Annotated in this window: 15 protein-coding genes; 8 read left to right on the forward strand and 7 right to left on the reverse strand. The window is 62.9% G+C overall.

Features of this window, described 5'->3' with window-relative positions; all coding sequences use genetic code 11:
* The first annotated feature begins 227 nt into the window (after positions 1–227).
* From lptF to NKI79_RS27420, 7 genes are all read left to right on the forward strand, one after another.
* Positions 228–1,430, forward strand: coding sequence for an LPS export ABC transporter permease LptF (lptF, locus tag NKI79_RS27390; RefSeq protein WP_352802453.1), 1,203 nt, complete (start codon positions 228–230; stop codon positions 1,428–1,430).
* Positions 1,427–2,512: an LPS export ABC transporter permease LptG gene (gene lptG / locus NKI79_RS27395; RefSeq protein ID WP_352806027.1), complete on the forward strand. Its 1,086-nt coding sequence runs from the start codon at positions 1,427–1,429 to the stop codon at positions 2,510–2,512. Before lptF ends, lptG begins: the two co-directional genes overlap by 4 nt.
* Entirely contained in the window at positions 2,512–4,929 is a 2,418-nt protein-coding gene (locus NKI79_RS27400; RefSeq protein ID WP_352802451.1) for an LPS-assembly protein LptD, read from the forward strand. Before lptG ends, NKI79_RS27400 begins: the two co-directional genes overlap by 1 nt.
* 113 nt (positions 4,930–5,042) lie before the next feature.
* Positions 5,043–5,969 (forward strand): peptidylprolyl isomerase, encoded by a 927-nt coding sequence (locus NKI79_RS27405; protein ID WP_352479239.1) that lies wholly within the window; start codon positions 5,043–5,045, stop codon positions 5,967–5,969.
* A 13-nt stretch (positions 5,970–5,982) separates the two neighbouring features.
* Positions 5,983–7,002 (forward strand): 4-hydroxythreonine-4-phosphate dehydrogenase PdxA, encoded by a 1,020-nt coding sequence (gene pdxA / locus NKI79_RS27410; RefSeq protein ID WP_352802448.1) that lies wholly within the window; start codon positions 5,983–5,985, stop codon positions 7,000–7,002.
* Positions 7,003–7,085: 83 nt separating this feature from the next.
* Positions 7,086–7,925: a 16S rRNA (adenine(1518)-N(6)/adenine(1519)-N(6))-dimethyltransferase RsmA gene (gene rsmA, locus NKI79_RS27415; RefSeq protein WP_352805987.1), complete on the forward strand. Its 840-nt coding sequence runs from the start codon at positions 7,086–7,088 to the stop codon at positions 7,923–7,925.
* A gap of 75 nt (positions 7,926–8,000) precedes the next feature.
* On the forward strand, positions 8,001–8,294 hold the full coding sequence (locus NKI79_RS27420; protein ID WP_352805990.1) for a DUF1330 domain-containing protein: 294 nt from the start codon (positions 8,001–8,003) through the stop codon (positions 8,292–8,294).
* Here NKI79_RS27420 and gmk read toward each other — a convergent pair whose 3' ends face one another.
* From gmk to fabD, 7 genes are all read right to left on the reverse strand, one after another.
* Positions 8,295–8,951: a guanylate kinase gene (gene gmk / locus NKI79_RS27425; RefSeq protein ID WP_254820312.1), complete on the reverse strand. Its 657-nt coding sequence runs from the start codon at positions 8,949–8,951 to the stop codon at positions 8,295–8,297.
* A gap of 33 nt (positions 8,952–8,984) precedes the next feature.
* The gene (locus tag NKI79_RS27430) at positions 8,985–9,875 is read right to left on the reverse strand and encodes a YicC/YloC family endoribonuclease (protein ID WP_352806030.1); all 891 of its coding nucleotides are present in this window, start codon (positions 9,873–9,875) and stop codon (positions 8,985–8,987) included.
* A gap of 137 nt (positions 9,876–10,012) precedes the next feature.
* The gene (gene mltG, locus NKI79_RS27435; RefSeq protein ID WP_352479235.1) at positions 10,013–11,233 is read right to left on the reverse strand and encodes an endolytic transglycosylase MltG; all 1,221 of its coding nucleotides are present in this window, start codon (positions 11,231–11,233) and stop codon (positions 10,013–10,015) included.
* Between the two features lie 93 nt (positions 11,234–11,326).
* The gene (fabF, locus tag NKI79_RS27440; RefSeq protein ID WP_352805992.1) at positions 11,327–12,589 is read right to left on the reverse strand and encodes a beta-ketoacyl-ACP synthase II; all 1,263 of its coding nucleotides are present in this window, start codon (positions 12,587–12,589) and stop codon (positions 11,327–11,329) included.
* A 34-nt stretch (positions 12,590–12,623) separates the two neighbouring features.
* On the reverse strand, positions 12,624–12,860 hold the full coding sequence (locus NKI79_RS27445; RefSeq protein ID WP_006203723.1) for an acyl carrier protein: 237 nt from the start codon (positions 12,858–12,860) through the stop codon (positions 12,624–12,626).
* Positions 12,861–13,047: 187 nt separating this feature from the next.
* The gene (gene fabG, locus NKI79_RS27450) at positions 13,048–13,785 is read right to left on the reverse strand and encodes a 3-oxoacyl-[acyl-carrier-protein] reductase (RefSeq protein WP_352805994.1); all 738 of its coding nucleotides are present in this window, start codon (positions 13,783–13,785) and stop codon (positions 13,048–13,050) included.
* Between the two features lie 60 nt (positions 13,786–13,845).
* Positions 13,846–14,811 (reverse strand): ACP S-malonyltransferase, encoded by a 966-nt coding sequence (gene fabD / locus NKI79_RS27455; RefSeq protein WP_352805996.1) that lies wholly within the window; start codon positions 14,809–14,811, stop codon positions 13,846–13,848.
* A 247-nt stretch (positions 14,812–15,058) separates the two neighbouring features.
* On the opposite strand from fabD, the gene NKI79_RS27460 reads away from it, so the two are divergent.
* Positions 15,059–16,984 carry an LTA synthase family protein gene (locus NKI79_RS27460; RefSeq protein ID WP_352805999.1) on the forward strand — a complete coding sequence of 642 codons (1,926 nt, stop codon included), beginning with the start codon at positions 15,059–15,061 and terminating at the stop codon, positions 16,982–16,984.
* The last annotated feature ends 249 nt before the right edge of the window (positions 16,985–17,233 follow it).

A 17,233-nucleotide genomic window follows, 5' to 3' on the forward strand; every position in this document is an offset into this window, starting at 1 on the left:
CCCACGATTCGTCGCGGCACGGCCCCGCTTCCCGCCGCAACCTGTTGTTAACCAACAAATGTTCGCCCTTTCTTATCCATTGCCGCCGACACTCCGGCCCAGCGGAATGTATGATACGGGACAGAACCCGGATCGAACCGCCAAACTGAGCCAGTTGTGCAGCCGGCGCCGGACGACTACCTTGTTCCAAGGCATGATGCCGTTCGAAATCGCCGAGAAAAGCCTTCATGAAGGTCGTTGAACGTTACATCATGCGCCGTGCCTTCGCGGTATTCGCGCTGGCGCTCGTCTGGACGCTGGCGATCGTCTGGACGACTCAGGTCCTCGCCCGCATCGACCTCGTCACCGATAGCGGTCAGTCGGCCCTCACCTTCTTCGAAGTCGCAGCGCTGATCATCCCGACGATCGTTCCGATCGTCGTACCGTTCGCCCTGGTGGTCGCGGTCGCCCAGATCCTCAGCGTGATGAATTCGGATTCGGAGCTCGCCGTCATCAATGCCGCCGGCGCTTCACGCTGGACAATCGTCAGGCCGATCATGCTTCTGGCACTCGCAGCCAGCGTTTTTTCGTTCGCCGTCGACAATGGCGTCGACCCCTACGCGCGCCAGAAGAACCGCGAGCTGATAGCATCTTCGCGTGCGGATCTGTTGTCGTTGATCATCCAGGAAGGCACCTTCCGCAAGATCGATGACGGCCTGTTCCTGCAGGTTGGCGAACGGCTTCCCGACAATCGCCTCGGCGGCATCTTCGTCGCCGATTCGCGCGAAGAAGGCATCAATCTCGTCTATTATGCCAAGTCCGGCAGCATCATCGAACGCGGCGACGAGAAGGTGCTGATGATGAATGACGGGGTGATCCATCGCAAAACCATGACCGGCGACCTCTCGGTGATCCGGTTCACCTCCTATGCCTTCGATTTGTCCGCTTTCATGTCGGCATCATCCGACATCCTGCTTTTGCCGAAGGACCGGACGACCCAGTATCTGCTCAATCCCAGTCCGAACGACAAGATGTACCAGCAAAAGCCGAACAGGTACCTGGCCGAGCTCGACCAGCGTTTTTCCGAGTGGTCCTATTCGCTCGTCTTCGCGCTGATCGCGCTCGCCGTCGCCGGAGATGCACGCTCGCATCGTGAGGCGCGTGTGCACCCGCTGATCACGGCAATCGCGATCGCGCTGTTCGTGCGCTGGCTCGGGTTCTTTGCCGCCGGCAAGGCCGACAAGGTGCCGCAATATGCCTATATGGTCTACGGCGTCCCGATCGTGACATCGGCGATCGCCATCTGGTTCATTGTTTCCAACCGGACCATGGAACTGCCTGTTGCCTGGGCCGACTGGGTGACCAATCTTGCCGGCCGCTTCAGTGAGGGCTGGAGCGCCATCAAGCTCCGTTTTGCTGGGCGCGGCGCTTCCGGACAGGGAGCCGGCTGATGGGCTGGACTCTGGGTCGATACTTCTTCTTTCGCTATGTGACGATCACCATCTGGTTCTTCATCGGTCTTTTGGCGCTGGTGTTCCTGATCGATTTCACCGAGCTTTCCGGCCGCACGACCGGCGTGCCAGGCTTCACTTACGGAACTGCCTTCGCCATTTCCGGGCTCAGGATGCCGATGATCATGCTGCAGACGGTGCCGTTCGTCGGCCTGTTCTCGGCGATGGCAACCCTGGTGTCGCTCAACCGCAAATATGAATTGGTAATCGCCCGTTCCGCCGGGGTTTCGGCATGGCAGTTCCTGCTGCCATGCTGCATCGGGGCGCTGCTGTTTGGTGCCTTGTCGGTTGGCGTCATCAATCCGATAGCCGCCCACGCCTATTCCTGGTCCGAGCAGATCGAGACCCAGCTCCGTTCGGGCAAGTCGAATACGGTCTCGGCCGATGCCGCCCCCTGGATCAGGCAGAAAACCAGTTCCGGCGATACCATCATCGGAGCGCGCGCCATTCTCGATCAAGGCCTGGAGATGGCCGACGCGGTCTTCTTCAGCTTCAGTCCGCAAGGCGATATCATCGAGCGCAAGGATGCGGCGCGCGCCTTTTTGCGGGACGGCTACTGGGAATTGCAGGACGTCAAGATATTCCGGGACGGCACCATCCAGTCGTTACCCAGCGGTCGGCTACCGACCAATCTCAAGCCGGAATTCGTGCAAGAGCGGTTGGCGCGCCCTGAGACTATCCCCTTCTACGATTTGCCCGGCAAAGTCGAGGTGGCCCGCTCCTTCGGCCTCAAGGCAAATGCCTTCGCCATGCAGTTCGATTCCCTGGTGGCGCTGCCCTTCCTGCTCGTGGCGATGACGCTGATTGCGGCAACGGTATCAATGCGATTTGCGAGGATGGGGCAGTCGGCGACGATGATTCTGGGTGGCATCGTGGCCGGCTTTCTGCTTTATGTCGTTTCGGTGCTGGTCAAGGCATTCGGCGTAGCGGGATTCGTACCCACAGCCGTAGCGGCTTGGGTCCCGGTTGTCGTGGCTATGTTCTTCGGGGTGACATTCCTGCTATACAAGGAAGACGGCTAGTGAGGGAGGCGGTTTTGCGCAGCCATAGGCACGCCGGTTTGGCACGCCTCTCTGCGGCGAGCGCCTTGGCATGCCTGCTTGCCACCGTCGCCCCGGCTGCTCCGGCTTTTGCCCAGGACGTCAGTGACCTGGCGACGAAGGTTCCGAGTGGCACGCAGATGCTGCTGGCAGCCGATACGCTGGTTTACGACAACGACAAGCAGACCGTGACGGCCGTCGGCGGCGTCCAGATCGACTATGGCGGCAACCGTCTCGTCGCCCAGCGGGTCGAATACAACCGCAACACCAAACGCCTCGTCGCCAGCGGCAATGTCGAACTCGTCAATAGCGACGGCACCAAGATCTATTCGCAGCATGCGGACATCACCGACGATTTCGCCGACGGCTTCGTCAACGCGTTGCGGGTCGAGACCATAGACAAGGCGTACTTCGCCGCCGAAAGCGCGGAGCGCATGGGCGGCGTGCTGACGACATTCCACAATGGCGTCTACACCGCGTGCGAGCCGTGCGAGGACAAGCCCGACAAAGCGCCGACCTGGCGTATCAAGGCCAGGAAGATCATCTGGAACGGCGAAAAGAAGACGGTTCGCTTCGAAAACTCGAACTTCGAGTTCTTCGGCTTTCCGCTGGCCTATCTGCCGGCTTTCGAGATCGCCGACCCAACGGTCAAGCGCAAGAGCGGCTTCCTGATTCCCGGCGTCGCCTACAAGAGCGACCTCGGCGTCGGTGTTAAGGTCCCTTACTATTTCGCGCTCTCGCCGACCTACGATCTCACTGTCACCGGCAGCGGCTATACCAAGCAAGGTTTCCTCGGTGAGGCCGAGTGGCGGCAGCGCTTCAACAACGGTCAGTACAGCCTGAAAATTGCAGGCATCCGGCAGGAGAATCCCGACGCCTTCATCGACGACAATGGCCACAACGTCAATTCGGGTACCGAAGGCGACCCGAACAGGTTCCGCGGCATGATGGGCACCCAGGGCCAGTTCGCCATCAACACGCGCTGGGACTTCGGTTGGGACATCCTGCTGCAGAGCGACAAGAATTTCGCGCGCACTTACGACATCGATGGCTTCAACGACAGCGTGCACCGCTCCGAGGTGTATCTGACGGGACTCAACGATCGCAATTACTTCGATGTGCGCGCCATGCACTTCGACGTTCAGGAAGACACTCTCGCCAGCGATCCGACCGCACGCGCCGCCAAGCAGCCCTGGGTGCTGCCCTCGCTCGACTACGCCTATATCCCCGACATGCCGGTGGCCGGCGGACAGCTGTCGTTCGACGTCAACGCGCGGGTCATAGACCGCGACAGGCTCGATACGGCTCTTGCAGATTCGGGCATCCCTTCGTCCGTCAACAACGTTCGCGGCATCGACGGTCAATCCGGCCGCCTTACCGCGGAAGCCGAATGGAAGCGCACCTTCACCACCGATGGCGGGCTGCTGCTCACACCGCTCTTGGCGCTGCGCGGCGACGCCGGCTACGTCAACGCCTCCTCGGCCTCGCTCGACGCCATCAACCAGATGGCGACCAATCTCGGCGTCGAAGACGATATGCGTTCATCGCTTGCCCGCTACATGGCGACCGCCGGCCTTGAGATGCGCTGGCCGGTGCTGTTCTCGATGACCAGTTCCAGCCATGTCTTCGAGCCGATGGCGCAAGTATTCATGCGTCCGAACGAGCAATATGTCGGCGGGCTGGCGGTTCCCAACGAGGACGCCCAGAGCTTCGTCTTCGACGCCACGACGCTGTTTGAGCGCGACAAATTCTCGGGCTATGACCGCATGGAAGGCGGCACACGCGCCAATGTCGGGCTCCGCTATTCCGGCGCATACGACAATGGCTGGGGCACCAATGCGGTGTTCGGCCAATCCTACCAGCTCGGCGGCCAGAACTCGTTCGGCACGCCGGATCTGGTCAACGTCGGTGCCTATTCGGGTCTTGAAACTGCAACCTCCGACTATGTCGGCCTTGTCGGCTTCAACAGCCCCAGCGGATTTTCCGGCTCGGTCAGCGGCCGTTTCGACGAGCAAAGCTTCGAGATCCGCCGCGCTGAGGTAAAGGCCGCCTTTTCAGGCCTGCCGGTATCGCTGAGCGCCAAATACGCCTTCATCCAGGCGCAGCCGCTCTATGGCTTCTCCACGGATCGCCATGAGGTCACGCTCGGCGCCTCGACGCATCTTGCCGAGAACTGGCGCGTCTTTGGCACCGGCACATATGATCTTGAGCAGAGCGTGCTGGTCAAGGACGGCGTCGGGTTTGCCTATAGTGATTCGTGCTTTACCTATTTGATGACGTTTTCGGAAAGACGTGACCTTAACACCAGGGAAGTGTCGCAGAACGTCGGCTTCAACCTGTCGTTCCGCACGCTCGGCGATTTCGGTTCGTCGCAACGCTCCATCGACACCATCCAATAACGGCAGTCGGCAACGGGGCGGCTGGCGGACGACATTGTTTCGCCGCATAGAGCAGGCACGGATTTCGGCGACCTGAACTGGGATGGGTTGGGTCGAATCGGGATGGAACTGGGATGCTTTCGATGAGGAAATACCTCTTTTCGGCAGGGTTCGCGCTGCTGGTGGCGTTCTCGACCACCGCAGTGACGCCGCCGGCTTTCGCCACCGAGATCAAATACGTCGTCAACAACGTACCGATCACCACAGGCGACATCCAGCATCGGGCCGCTTTCCTGCGCCTGCAGCGCAGAAAGGGCGATGCCGGCCAGGAAATGATAGATCAGACGCTGCGCTCGGCCGAGGCCCGGCGCCTAGGCATCCGCATCAGCGATGCGCAGGTCGATGCCGCCTATCAGCGTTTCGCCACGAACAACAAGATGCAGCTCAAGCAGCTTGATGGTGTGATGGCGCAATCAGGCGTCACCAAGGAGCACTTCAAGGAATTCATCCGAGCGCAGATGGCCTGGAACCAGGCGCTGTCCGCGCGCTACCGCTCCGCCGACGGGGGCGGCGCCATAAGCGAGCAGGACGTCGTCAAGCGCATGCTCGAAAAAGGCGGCAGCAAGCCGAGCGCCACCGAATACATGCTGCAGCAGGTCATCTTCGTGGTGCCGGCAGCCGAGCGCAGCGCGACGCTGGCCAAGCGCAAGCGCGAAGCCGATGCCATGCGCGCCCGCTTCAACGGCTGCAACACCACCCGCGAATTCGCCAAGGGCCTGATCGATGTCACCGTTCGCGACCTCGGCCGGGTGCTGGCGCCGCAACTGCCGCCGGACTGGGCCGAGCAGATCAAGGCCACCAAGGTCGGCGGCGCCACCGCGACGCGCGAGACCGACCGCGGCGTCGAATTCGTCGGCATCTGCTCCTCGCGCGAAGTGTCGGACGACAAAGTCGCGCAGATGGTGTTCCAGAGCGAGGGCTCGAGCGACAAGAACGCCGATGAGCTCTCAAAGAAATACGTCGAGGAGTTGCGGAAGAAAGCCCGCATCATCGAGCGCTGAAGTCGCGATCGCCATGCCTGACGCAGAGCTTCCGCTGGCGTTGAGCGTCGGCGATCCGTCCGGCGTGGGGCCGGACATCGCCATCGCCGCTTGGCAGGCCCGCGACAGCGCCGGCGTTCCGTCTTTTTATCTCCTTGCCGATCCGGCGCTGATTGCCGCGCGGGCGCACGGGCTCGGCACCGATATCGCGATTGCCGAGACGACGCCGGCGCTAGCGCCTAGTGTGTTTTCGCGCGCGCTGCCGGTGGTGGCGCTTTCCGCCCGTTTCGTCGACAGTCCCGGCCGCCCGGATCCAGCCAACGCCGCCGGAATCATCGAGGCGATCGACCGCGCCGTTGCCGACTGCCTGGCCGGCCGCGCTGCCGCGGTCGTCACCTGCCCGATTGCCAAGAAGCCGCTCTACGATGCCGGCTTTCGCTTTCCCGGGCACACCGAATATCTGGCGCATCTGGCATCACTTCACACCGGCACCGAAGTGACGCCGGTGATGCTGCTTGCCGGTCCGGACCTGCGCACCGTGCCGGTCACCATTCACATCGCACTGGCCGAGGTGCCGAAGGCGCTGACGACCGACCTGATCGTCGCCACCGGCCGCATTACCGCCGCCGACCTTGCAAACCGCTTCGGAATTGCCAAGCCGCGGCTCGCCATCGCCGGCCTCAACCCTCATGCCGGCGAAGGCGGCGCGATAGGCACCGAAGACGAGCGGATCGTGCGCCCGGCGATCGACAGGCTGAGGCAGGAAGGAATAGAAGCCTTCGGGCCATTGCCGGCCGACACCCTGTTTCACGCTCGCGCCCGCGCCGGCTATGACGTGGTGCTCTGCATGTATCATGACCAGGCGCTGATCCCCGCCAAGGCGCTGGCGTTTGACGAGGCAGTCAACGTCACGCTCGGCCTGCCCTTCATCCGCACCTCGCCCGACCACGGCACCGCCTTCGACATCGCCGGCAAGGGCATTGCCCGTGCCGACAGCCTGATTGCGGCGCTGAAACTCGCTCGCCTGCTTGCCGATACCGGGAAAAGGCCGTAGGCCACTGGGCCCAATGAGCCCAATTCGATGGCCTTAACCCGACGAGCCCAGCCCGATGAGCCCAGCCCGATGAGCCCAACCCGATGAGCATAGACGGCCTGCCGGCACTGCGCGAGGTGATCGAGCGCTATGGGCTGCAGGCGAACAAGGCACTCGGCCAGAATTTTCTGCTCGACCTTAACCTGACAAGCAAGATTGCGCGGACCGCCGGCGACCTGAGCAACGTTACGGTTATCGAGGTCGGTCCCGGTCCGGGCGGGCTGACTCGGGCCCTGCTCCTCAACGGCGCCCGCCGGGTCGTCGCGATCGAGCGCGATGAGCGCTGCCTGGCGGCCTTGGCCGAGATCGCGAACCACTATCCGGGTCGGCTCGAGATCGTGGCCGGCGATGCGCTGAAAACTGATTTTGCAGCGCTTGCCAAAGGAGCGCCGGGAAGCGGGGGGTCGGTGAAAATCGTTGCCAACCTGCCTTACAATATCGGCACCGAATTGCTGATCCGCTGGCTGACCGTGACCGAGTGGCCGCCTTTCTACGCGTCGATGACGCTGATGTTCCAGCGCGAGGTCGCCGAACGCATTGCAGCCAGCCCCGGCAGCGAGGCCTATGGCCGGCTCGGCGTGCTTGCAGGCTGGCGGACGGAGGCGAGGATTGTCTTCGACGTGCCGCCCCAGGCGTTCACACCGCCACCCAAGGTGACGTCCTCGGTGGTGCATCTGGTGCCGCGCGCCAGCCCCTTGCCGGCAGAGGTCAAACGGCTTAGCCGCGTCACCGAAGCGGCATTCGGCCAGCGCCGGAAAATGCTGCGGCAGAGCGTGAAAAGCCTCGGCGGCGAGGCACTGCTCACCCGCGCCGGCATTGATCCGACCAGGCGTGCGGAGACGCTCAGCGTCGAGGAATTCGTTCGCCTGACCAACGCGGTGTGATGCCGGGAAGCGTCCGCGTGGAATTTCCGCTCTCATGGCATAGATAGCCGGACATACCCTGCCCGGAGGCAAACAGTGGCCGCCTATGTCATTTCCGACGTCACGATCCGTGACGCCGAGGCTATCGAAGCCTACCGCGCCCGTGCGGCTGCCTCCATCGCCCAGCATGGCGGGCGCTGTCTGGTACGCGGCGGCGAGGTGGAAAGGTTGGAAGGCGACTGGTCTCCCGGGCCGCTGATCATCGTGGAATTCCCCGACATGGACACGGCGCGGCGTTGGTACCGCTCCGCCGAATATGCCGCGGCATTGGAACTGCGCGACGCCGCGCTCAGCCGCAATCTGATCCTGGTCGCGGGGACAGCGCCTTGATCAATCCGTCTTCTCATCGAGCAGCCCCGAGACGAAATCGAACAGGCCCGGCCGGCGATCGCGTCTGAGCCGTTCGGCCGTAACGATGCCGCGCACCTCGGCGAAAGCGCGGTCGAGATCGTCGTTGACGATGACGAAATCATACTCCTTCCAGTGCTCGATCTCGTTGCGGGCGTTCTTGAGCCGCGTCTCGATCACCGCTTCCTGGTCCTCGGCGCGACGCTTCAGCCGCGCCTTCAATTCCTTCATCGATGGCGGCAGGATGAAGATCGAGACGATGTCGGCGCGCATCTTCTCCTTGAGCTGCTGAGCGCCTTGCCAGTCGATGTCGAACAGCATGTCGCGGCCTTCGGCCAGCGCCTGTTCGGCCGGCTCGCGCGGGGTCGCGTAGCAATTGCCGTGCACCTCCGCCCATTCGAGCAGCGCATCGGAATCGCGTAGCCGCTCGAACTCGCGCATGGTGCGGAAGTGGTAATGGACGCCCTCTATCTCGCTGCCGCGGCGTGGCCGCGTGGTGACCGAGACCGACAATTCTAGGCTGGAATCGCTCTCCAGCAGATTGCGCGCAATCGTCGACTTGCCGGCGCCTGAGGGCGACGACAAGACCAGCATCAGCCCGCGGCGCCGAATGCGGGAACCCAAATCCCTAGCGGTCATGGGGCTTGGCAGTCATGTGGCTTGGCATCGGGATCATTCCAGATTCTGGACCTGTTCGCGAAACTGGTCGACGACCGCCTTCAGCTCCAGCCCGATGGCGGTGACTGCGGCAGCATTCGACTTGGAACACAGCGTATTCGATTCGCGGTTGAATTCCTGTGCCAGGAAATCGAGCTTGCGGCCGATGGCGCCACCGCCGGCGAGCAGCGCCCGCCCCGACGCCACGTGCGTCTTCAGCCTGTCGATTTCCTCGCGTATGTCGGCCTTGGTGGCCAGAAACGCCGCTTCCATATGCAGCCGGCTGGCGTCCAGATTGGCGGACGCGTCCATCAACAAGCGGATCTGCTCGGCGAGCCTTTCGCGGATCGTGGCCGGCTCGCGTGATGGATCGGCCTCGGCCCGCAGCGTCAGCGCCTCGATGGCATCGATATGGCCGGACAGCAGGGCACGAAGTGCGGCACCTTCGCCCTGGCGCGCCTGCTGCAGCCCGTTCAGTGCTGCTTCCAGCGCCGACAGTATCGCGGTATCGAGCGCACTGCGCGCCTCTTCGGTTTCGATGGTTTCGGGAATGTCGAGGACGCCGCGCAGCGCAAGCAGGCCGTCGGCCGCCGCAGGGGCTACTCCGAACTCCTCCTGCAGCCGCTTGGCCAAGCCCGCCAGATCCTTCAGGAAAGCCTCGTTGACCACGGGTTGCGCTTGCGCGCCGGCGGCGCGGCCAATGGTCAGCGTCATCTGGAAATTGCCGCGCGCAAAACGCTTTTGCACCGTCTGCCGGACGGCCGGCTCCAGCCGGTCGAAACCTTGCGGCAGCCGCAACCTGACCTCGACGCTTTTGCCGTTGACGGACTTGGCTTCCCAGGCAATCGAAGTACCGTCGTGTTCGGCGACACTGCGCGCAAAACCGGTCATGCTCTGCAAGTTCATGTAGCCGTGCGTCCCTTTGCCGAATGCCCTCAAGCCGGAGCGATTTTCTCCGGGCAGGATCATGTGAATTTCAATGCCATAGCAGCCCTTGCACATCCACCCGGACATGCACAGGGCCAACCTGATGGCGTCCGGCCCTACTGGGCGGCGGTGGCGCCCGCATCGTCAACGATGGCTCCCGCCGGCGTGTCGGCTCCGGTATTGGTTGCCCCGGCCTTGGCGGCGTCCTGCGCCTGCTTTTTCAGCAGTGCCCGGTAGCGAGCGACATTCTCGTTATGCTCATCGAGCGTCGAGGCAAAGACGTGGCCGCCGCTGCCGTCGGCGACGAAGTAGAGATCGCTGGTCTTCGACGGATTGGCGACGGCCTCCAGCGCCGCACGGCCGGGATTGGCGATCGGCGTCGGCGGCAAACCGTTGATCAGATAGGTGTTGTAGGGCGTCGGCTTCTGGATGTCCGACTGATAGATCGGGCGATCGATAGGTTTGCCCTTGCCACCGAAGAGGCCGTAGATGATGGTCGGGTCCGACTGCAGCCGCATACCCTTGGCCAGCCGATTGAGGAAGACGGCGGCTACGCGCGAGCGTTCATCGCCCTTGCCGGTCTCCTTCTCGACGATCGAGGCCAGGGTGACAAAATCCTCAACATTGGCGATCGGCAGATCTGGCGCTCGGCGCTGCCAGACCTCGTCGACCAGCTTCTTCTGGTCGGCCAGAAGCTTGTCGACCATCTGCTGGCGTGTTGCGCCGCGGGTGAAGCGCAGCGTGTCGGTGGCGAGGCTGCCCTCAGGTGGAGTGGTCGACGGCATATCGCCGGTCAGCGCGTCCTGCTCGGCGATCCGTTGCAGCGCCTGCTCCACCGTCAGCCCCTCGGGGATAGTCAGCGAATACATCACCGACTTGCCGCTCTTCAGCAGTTCCATGATGTCGTGCATCGACGCCTGCGGCTTGATCTCGTATTCGCCGGCCTTCAGGGCGGAATCATTGCCGAAGGCGCGCACGCCAAGGCGGAAAATGCGGGCGTCGCTGATCAGTCCTCGCCGCTCAAGCTGGTCGGCGATCTCCTGGACGCCGCTATTCGGCTTGACCAGGAAAGTATCCCCATTGGCCGACGGGCCGGGCTCGTTGAACTCCTGCTTGCCGAAATACAGCGCAACGCCTGCCGCCAGAACCATCAGCATCACCGAAGAGATGACAAAGTTCATGAACACGACGAACTGGCTGCGCGAGGCACGCGAGCGCTTCGGCGGCGGCGTGCCGGCCTCGGGCCGCAACGCCTCGCTGGCCGTTTTCGGCACGATCGGGCCGGACGTTGCTGGCCGTTGCCCGAATTCCCCGTTATCGGCCGGATTTGTGTTCATAGCGCCCTACCATTTGATCTTGCGACGAATCCCCTCGGGCAGAGTAGGGGCGAATATGGCAAAATTGACGGCAGACGGAAACCGGCAGAGCGGTCAGCCATTGTAGCGCTGGAAGACGAGCGAGGCGTTGGTGCCACCGAAGCCGAAGGAGTTGGACAGCGCCACGTCGATCTGCCGGGCTCGCGGCTTGTGCGGCACCAGGTCGATCGCCGTTTCGCGCTCCGGATTGTCGAGATTGATGGTCGGCGGCGCGATGTTGTCGCGAATGGCGAGGATCGAAAAGATCGCCTCGGCAGCACCAGCCGCGCCCAGCAGGTGGCCAATCGACGATTTGGTCGACGACATCGATATCTTAGAGGCGGCGTTGCCGACCAGCCGTTCGACGGCGCCGAGTTCGATCGTGTCGGCCATGGTCGATGTGCCGTGCGCGTTGATGTAGTCGACATCTGCGGGCGTCAGCTTCGCCCGGTTTAGCGCCGCTGTCATGCAACGGAAAGCGCCGTCGCCATCCTCGGCAGGCGCGGTGATGTGATAGGCGTCGCCGGTCAGACCGTAGCCGGTGACCTCGGCATAGATCTTGGCGCCGCGGGCCTTGGCGTGTTCGAGTTCCTCGAGCACGACAACACCGGCGCCCTCGCCCATGACGAAGCCGTCGCGATCGCGATCATAGGGGCGCGAGGCCGTTTGCGGCGCGTCGTTGCGCTCGGTGGAGAGCGCGCGGCAAGCGGCGAACCCGGCGACCGAGAGTCTCGTCACCGGCGCTTCGGCGCCGCCTGCGACCATAACGTCTGCATCGCCCCAGATGATCAGGCGGGCGGCGTCGCCGATGGCGTGGGCACCGGTCGAGCAAGCGGTGACAACGGCGTGGTTTGGGCCTTTCAGCCCATGCCGGATCGAGACCTGGCCGGAGACGAGGTTGATGATCTGGCCGGGGATGAAGAACGGGCTGATGCGGCGCGGGCCGCGTTCCTTGAGGATCATCGCATTCTCGGCGATGCCTTCGATGCCGCCGATGCCAGAACCGATCAGCACGCCGGTGGCGCACTGATCCTCGTGCGTCTTCGGCTGCCAGCCGGAATCCTTGAGTGCCTCGTCGGCGGCCGCGATTCCGTACAGGATAAAATCGCCGATCTTACGCAGTTCCTTCGGCTCGAGAACGGCTTCAGGATTGAAAGTGGCGTTGGAGCCGTCACCGCGCGGAATGACGTGGGCGACCTTGCAGGCAAGGTCTTCCACCTCGAATTCGGTGATGCGCTTGGCTGCGCTGCGGCCGGTTAGAAGCTCCTTCCAGCTGTGCTCGAAGCCCATGCCGAACGGCGAAAGCAGCCCAAGGCCCGTGACGACGACACGCCTCATCGCAGGTCCTCCTCGGTGATGACTGCAAATAGCGTCAGGCCGAGGCCTTGTCGATGTATTTCACCGCATCGCCAACAGTCAGGATGGTCTCGGCGGCGTCGTCCGGGATCTCGACACCGAACTCTTCTTCGAACGCCATGACAAGTTCGACCGTGTCGAGGCTGTCCGCGCCCAGATCATCGATGAAGCTCGCCTGCTCCGTCACCTTGTCGGCATCGACGCCAAGGTGCTCGATGACGATCTTCTTGACGCGCTCTGCGGTGTCACTCATTTGGGCATCCTCGTCTTTTGGTTGTCTGTCTTCGTTAGCGGGCAGAATGCCGCTAATCAAGCTGAAAGATGGTCCTGCCGGAAACGCAGCGGAACAGGACCGGTTTTTGCCCGAACCGCCGGGTTGCGGGCGGCATTACACGAAAAATCCCGTGCATCCAAGACGGAATGAAGCGTTTTCCCAAGTGTTAGATCATTGCCATGCCGCCATTGACATGAATGGTCTGGCCGGTGACGTAGGCTGCCTCGTTGGAAGCGAGGTAGGCGACGGCAGAGGCGACTTCGGCGCCCGTGCCCATGCGCCGGGTCGGGATCGCCGCCATGATCGCCTCTTTCTGCTTGTCGTTGAGCTTGGCGGTCATCGCCGATTCGATGAAGCCCGGGGCGACGCAGTTGACGGTGATATTGCGGGTGGCGATCTCCTGCGCCAGCGATTTGGTAAAGCCGATCATACCGGCTTTGGAGGCGCAGTAATTGGTCTGGCCGGGATTGCCGGTGACGCCAACCACTGAAGTGATGTTGATGATGCGGCCATGGCGGCGCCGCATCATCGGATGGGTAAGCTCACGGGTCAGCCGGAACACGGCGGTCAGGTTGACCTCGAGCACGCTATCCCAGTCGGCGTCAGCCATGCGCACGAACAACCCGTCCTTGGTGATGCCGGCATTGTTGACGAGGATGTCGACGCCTTCGAGGTCGGCCTCCGCCTTCTGGCCGAGCGCCTTGACGTCGTCGCGGTTGGAAAGATTGGCCGGGAAAAGCTTGACCCGGTCGCCCAGTTCGGCAGCCAGCGCCTCCAATTTCTCGATACGTGTGCCATGCAGGCCGACGATGGCGCCCTGGCCGTGCAGCACGCGGGCGATCGCCTCGCCGATACCTCCCGATGCGCCGGTGACGAGCGCCTTGCGGCCGGTCAATTCGAACATTCTTGCCTCCTGATCTGAGCGAACACCCTTTGCATGGAGCGGGGTCAAATCGCCAGTTGATTATGCAAGCGCCGCCAGCGCCGCCTCGACATCCGCCGCGGATCCGATGGCAGTGGTGGCAATATCGCGGTTGATGCGGCGGGCCAGCCCCGACAGCACCTTGCCGGCGCCCACTTCGTAAAGCGTCGCAACGCCGTTGCTGCCGAACCACTCCACCGTTTCGCGCCAGCGCACGCGCCCGACCACCTGTTCGACGAGGCGGCGCGCAATCTCGTCGGGATCGCTCGTCGGGGCCACCGTAACGTTGGAGACCAGCGGCACGGCGGGCGCACTCTTAGTCACGGCGGCCAGCGCCTCCCGCATGATCTCGGCCGCAGGCTTCATCAATGCCGAATGGAAGGGCGCCGAAACCTGCAGCATCAGCGCCCGCTTGGCGCCCTTCTCCGTGCATAGCTTCGCCGCCAGTTCGACCGCCGGCCTGGCGCCGGAGATCACCAGCTGGCCGCCGCCATTGTCGTTGGCGATCTGGCACACCAAGGCTTGCGCGGGATCTTTGGCGGTGCCTTGGGCGGCCTCTGCGCAAGCGGCCTCGACGTCGGCCTGTTCCAGCCCGATGATCGCCGCCATGGCGCCCTCGCCGGCCGGTACAGCCGCCTGCATGGCATTGCCGCGGATACGCAACAGCCGGGCGGCGTCGGCGACCGAAACGAAACCAGCGGCCGCAAGTGCCGAATATTCACCGAGCGAATGGCCGGCGACATAGGTGACCTTGCCGTTCAGGGAGAAGCCGCGCGCCTCCAGCGCCCGGACTGCGGCAAGTGACACCGCCATCAGTGCCGGCTGGGCATTGGCGGTCAGCGTCAGCGTCTCTTCCGGGCCTTCCCAGATCAGCTGCGATAGTTTTTCACCGAGCGCGTCGTCGACTTCCTCGAAGATCCGCCGCGATTCCACAAAAGTATCGGCGAGGTCCTTGCCCATGCCGACGGCCTGGCTGCCCTGCCCCGGAAAGGTGAATGCGATGGCCATCGTCGGCTCCCAGCTGCTGGTTCTCGCTGCCTGTGACGCAAGGCGTGCGCCCAAGTCAAGTCCAACCTTGACCGCTCAGCGTCGGCCGAGTGCCTGTTTCGGCAGGCTTTTTGGCGATCACTCATGATGAAAACCGCTCACGATTTGTTTGCTGGCTCTTCTTATTTCCGCCGCAGGCGCTAGGCTTTGCGTGACAGTTCGATGACAATCGAGTGACGCCTTTGTTGCGGGCCGGGGAACTATTGAAGTGGCAAAGACCAAGCAGAGCGCAGCCGAGGCGGCGCCACAGTTTCTTGAAGGCGATCCGTCGACTGGCTATCTGCCGGCGCGCAGATGGCCTGTCATCCGCTATGGCCTTATCAGCTTGCTGGCTGCGGCCATCCTGGTGTTTGCCATCGAACTGATCGTGCGCGGCAACTTTGCCGGCACCATTGATTTCTTTCTGCAGCCTTTCAAACCCGGCTGGACCACGATCATCATTTTTGCGCTGATCCTCATCGGCCTCGACGCCGTGCTCGGCCGCAGCCATCAAAGCCTGATGATCGTCGCGCCGCTGACATTGTCGCTGGCGTTCGTCGGCCACCAGAAGTCGCTCTATCTCGGCGATCCGCTCTATCCGACCGATTTCCTCTATTCCCGGCAGATCGTGGCACTGATGCCGCTCCTGGTCCGCGACCGCCCGGGAACCGCCATTGCCCTGGCGATCGGCATCGTCGGCGGGCTGTCGCTGCTCGTCTATGGCTGGCGGTTATGGCGCCGCCGCGTTCCGGCGCTCAGCCACAAGGGCCGCCTTGCCCGGCTGACGCTGACGGTGCCGCTGATCGCTTTCTTCGTCTCCATCATGGACTATGCCACTTTCTCGTGGACGCGCGACCGGCTGCAGATCATCCCGATTATGTGGGACCAGAAGGAAAACTATGCCTCGAACGGTTTTGCGCTCGCCTTCGCGCTGAACGTCCCGATGGCGCATGTCTCGGCGCCGCCCGGCTATTCCGACAAGGCGATCGAAGCGATCGGCAAACCGCAGGTGACCGCCTCGGTACCTGCCGAGAAGCCCGACATCATCGTCGTGATGAGCGAATCCTTCTGGGATCCGACCAAGCTGCCCGGCGTCACCATCACACCCGACCCTATCCCCAATGTGCGGGCACTGCGCACGGGCTACATGTTCTCGCCCGAGTTCGGCGGCATGACGGCCAACATCGAGTTCGAGGCCCTGACCGGCTTTTCCAACGCCTTCCTGCCGGCGGGCAGCATTCCCTACCAGCAATATGTGCGGACACCGACCCCCTCGCTGGCGACCTTCCTGAAAAGTCAGGGCTACCGGGCACGCGCCATCCATCCCGGCACCAACTGGTTCTGGAATCGGGGGGCCGTCTATGCCGATTTCGGCTTCAACGACTTCAAGTCCGAGGAGACGTTGCCGCCCATGCAGAAACGCGGACCGCTCGCGTCGGACGCAGCGATGACCGACGAGATCATCCGCGAAGCCGATACCAGCGCCGAGCCGGTCTTCTTTTTCGCCGTCAGCCTGCAGAACCACGGGCCGTATGAGCCGTATCGCTATAACAATCCGACCCACAAGGTGCAGGCGCCGATCAGCCAATGGGCACGTGAATCGCTGTTGAGCTACGCCGAAGGCTCTTCCGATGCGGACCGCGGCCTCGAACGGCTGATCGAATGGGCGAAGAAACGCGAGCGGCCGACCGTCATCGCATTCTTCGGCGATCACCTGCCGCCGCTTGGGCCGGTCTACGTCGAGACCGGTTTCCTGAAGGACAATGTCGCGCCGCGCAAGGAGGCGGCCGACCAGATGCTGCAGCACCACCAGACACCATTGATCGTCTGGTCGAACCGCAGCGGCCCGGCCGAGGATCTGGGCGCCGTCAGCCCGGCCTTCCTGCCCTACCATATCCTGAAAACGGCCGGCATCAGCCATCCATATTACACCGGCTTCCTCGGCCAGTTGCGAGAGCGCTACCGCGTCATCGACCGTAATTTGCTGTTGGCACCGGAAGGCGACGCCATCCCCGATTGGTCGCGTCAGAAAGAGATCGATCCGGCAATCCGCGACTTCCGTCTGCTGCAATACGACATGATGTTCGGCAAGCGCCATGCGGCGCCCGATTTCTTCCCCGAAACCACAGGCAAAGTGGCTGCACACACGAGCTGAGGCAGCTGAAGTTGCAGCGTGATGCGCGAACTCCGATCGTGCCGTCGAGAGACGGGAATTGTTGCAGCTGATTGCCGACTGCGTAGAGCTGTTCGATTTGTTGGCGTTACCTCGATCGTCTCCCGCGATTATACGAACAGGGCATCCGGTTTGTTTTGTCAGGCGAAATGCCGGAAAACATCCTTGGGTCCGGGCAGGAAATCCATAAGACCTTGCGAATGAGGCCAGCAGCCCGATAAAACCGGACAA

Origin of the sequence: Mesorhizobium sp. M0340 (genome assembly GCF_040321535.1) — a bacterium.
Taxonomy (GTDB): domain Bacteria; phylum Pseudomonadota; class Alphaproteobacteria; order Rhizobiales; family Rhizobiaceae; genus Mesorhizobium.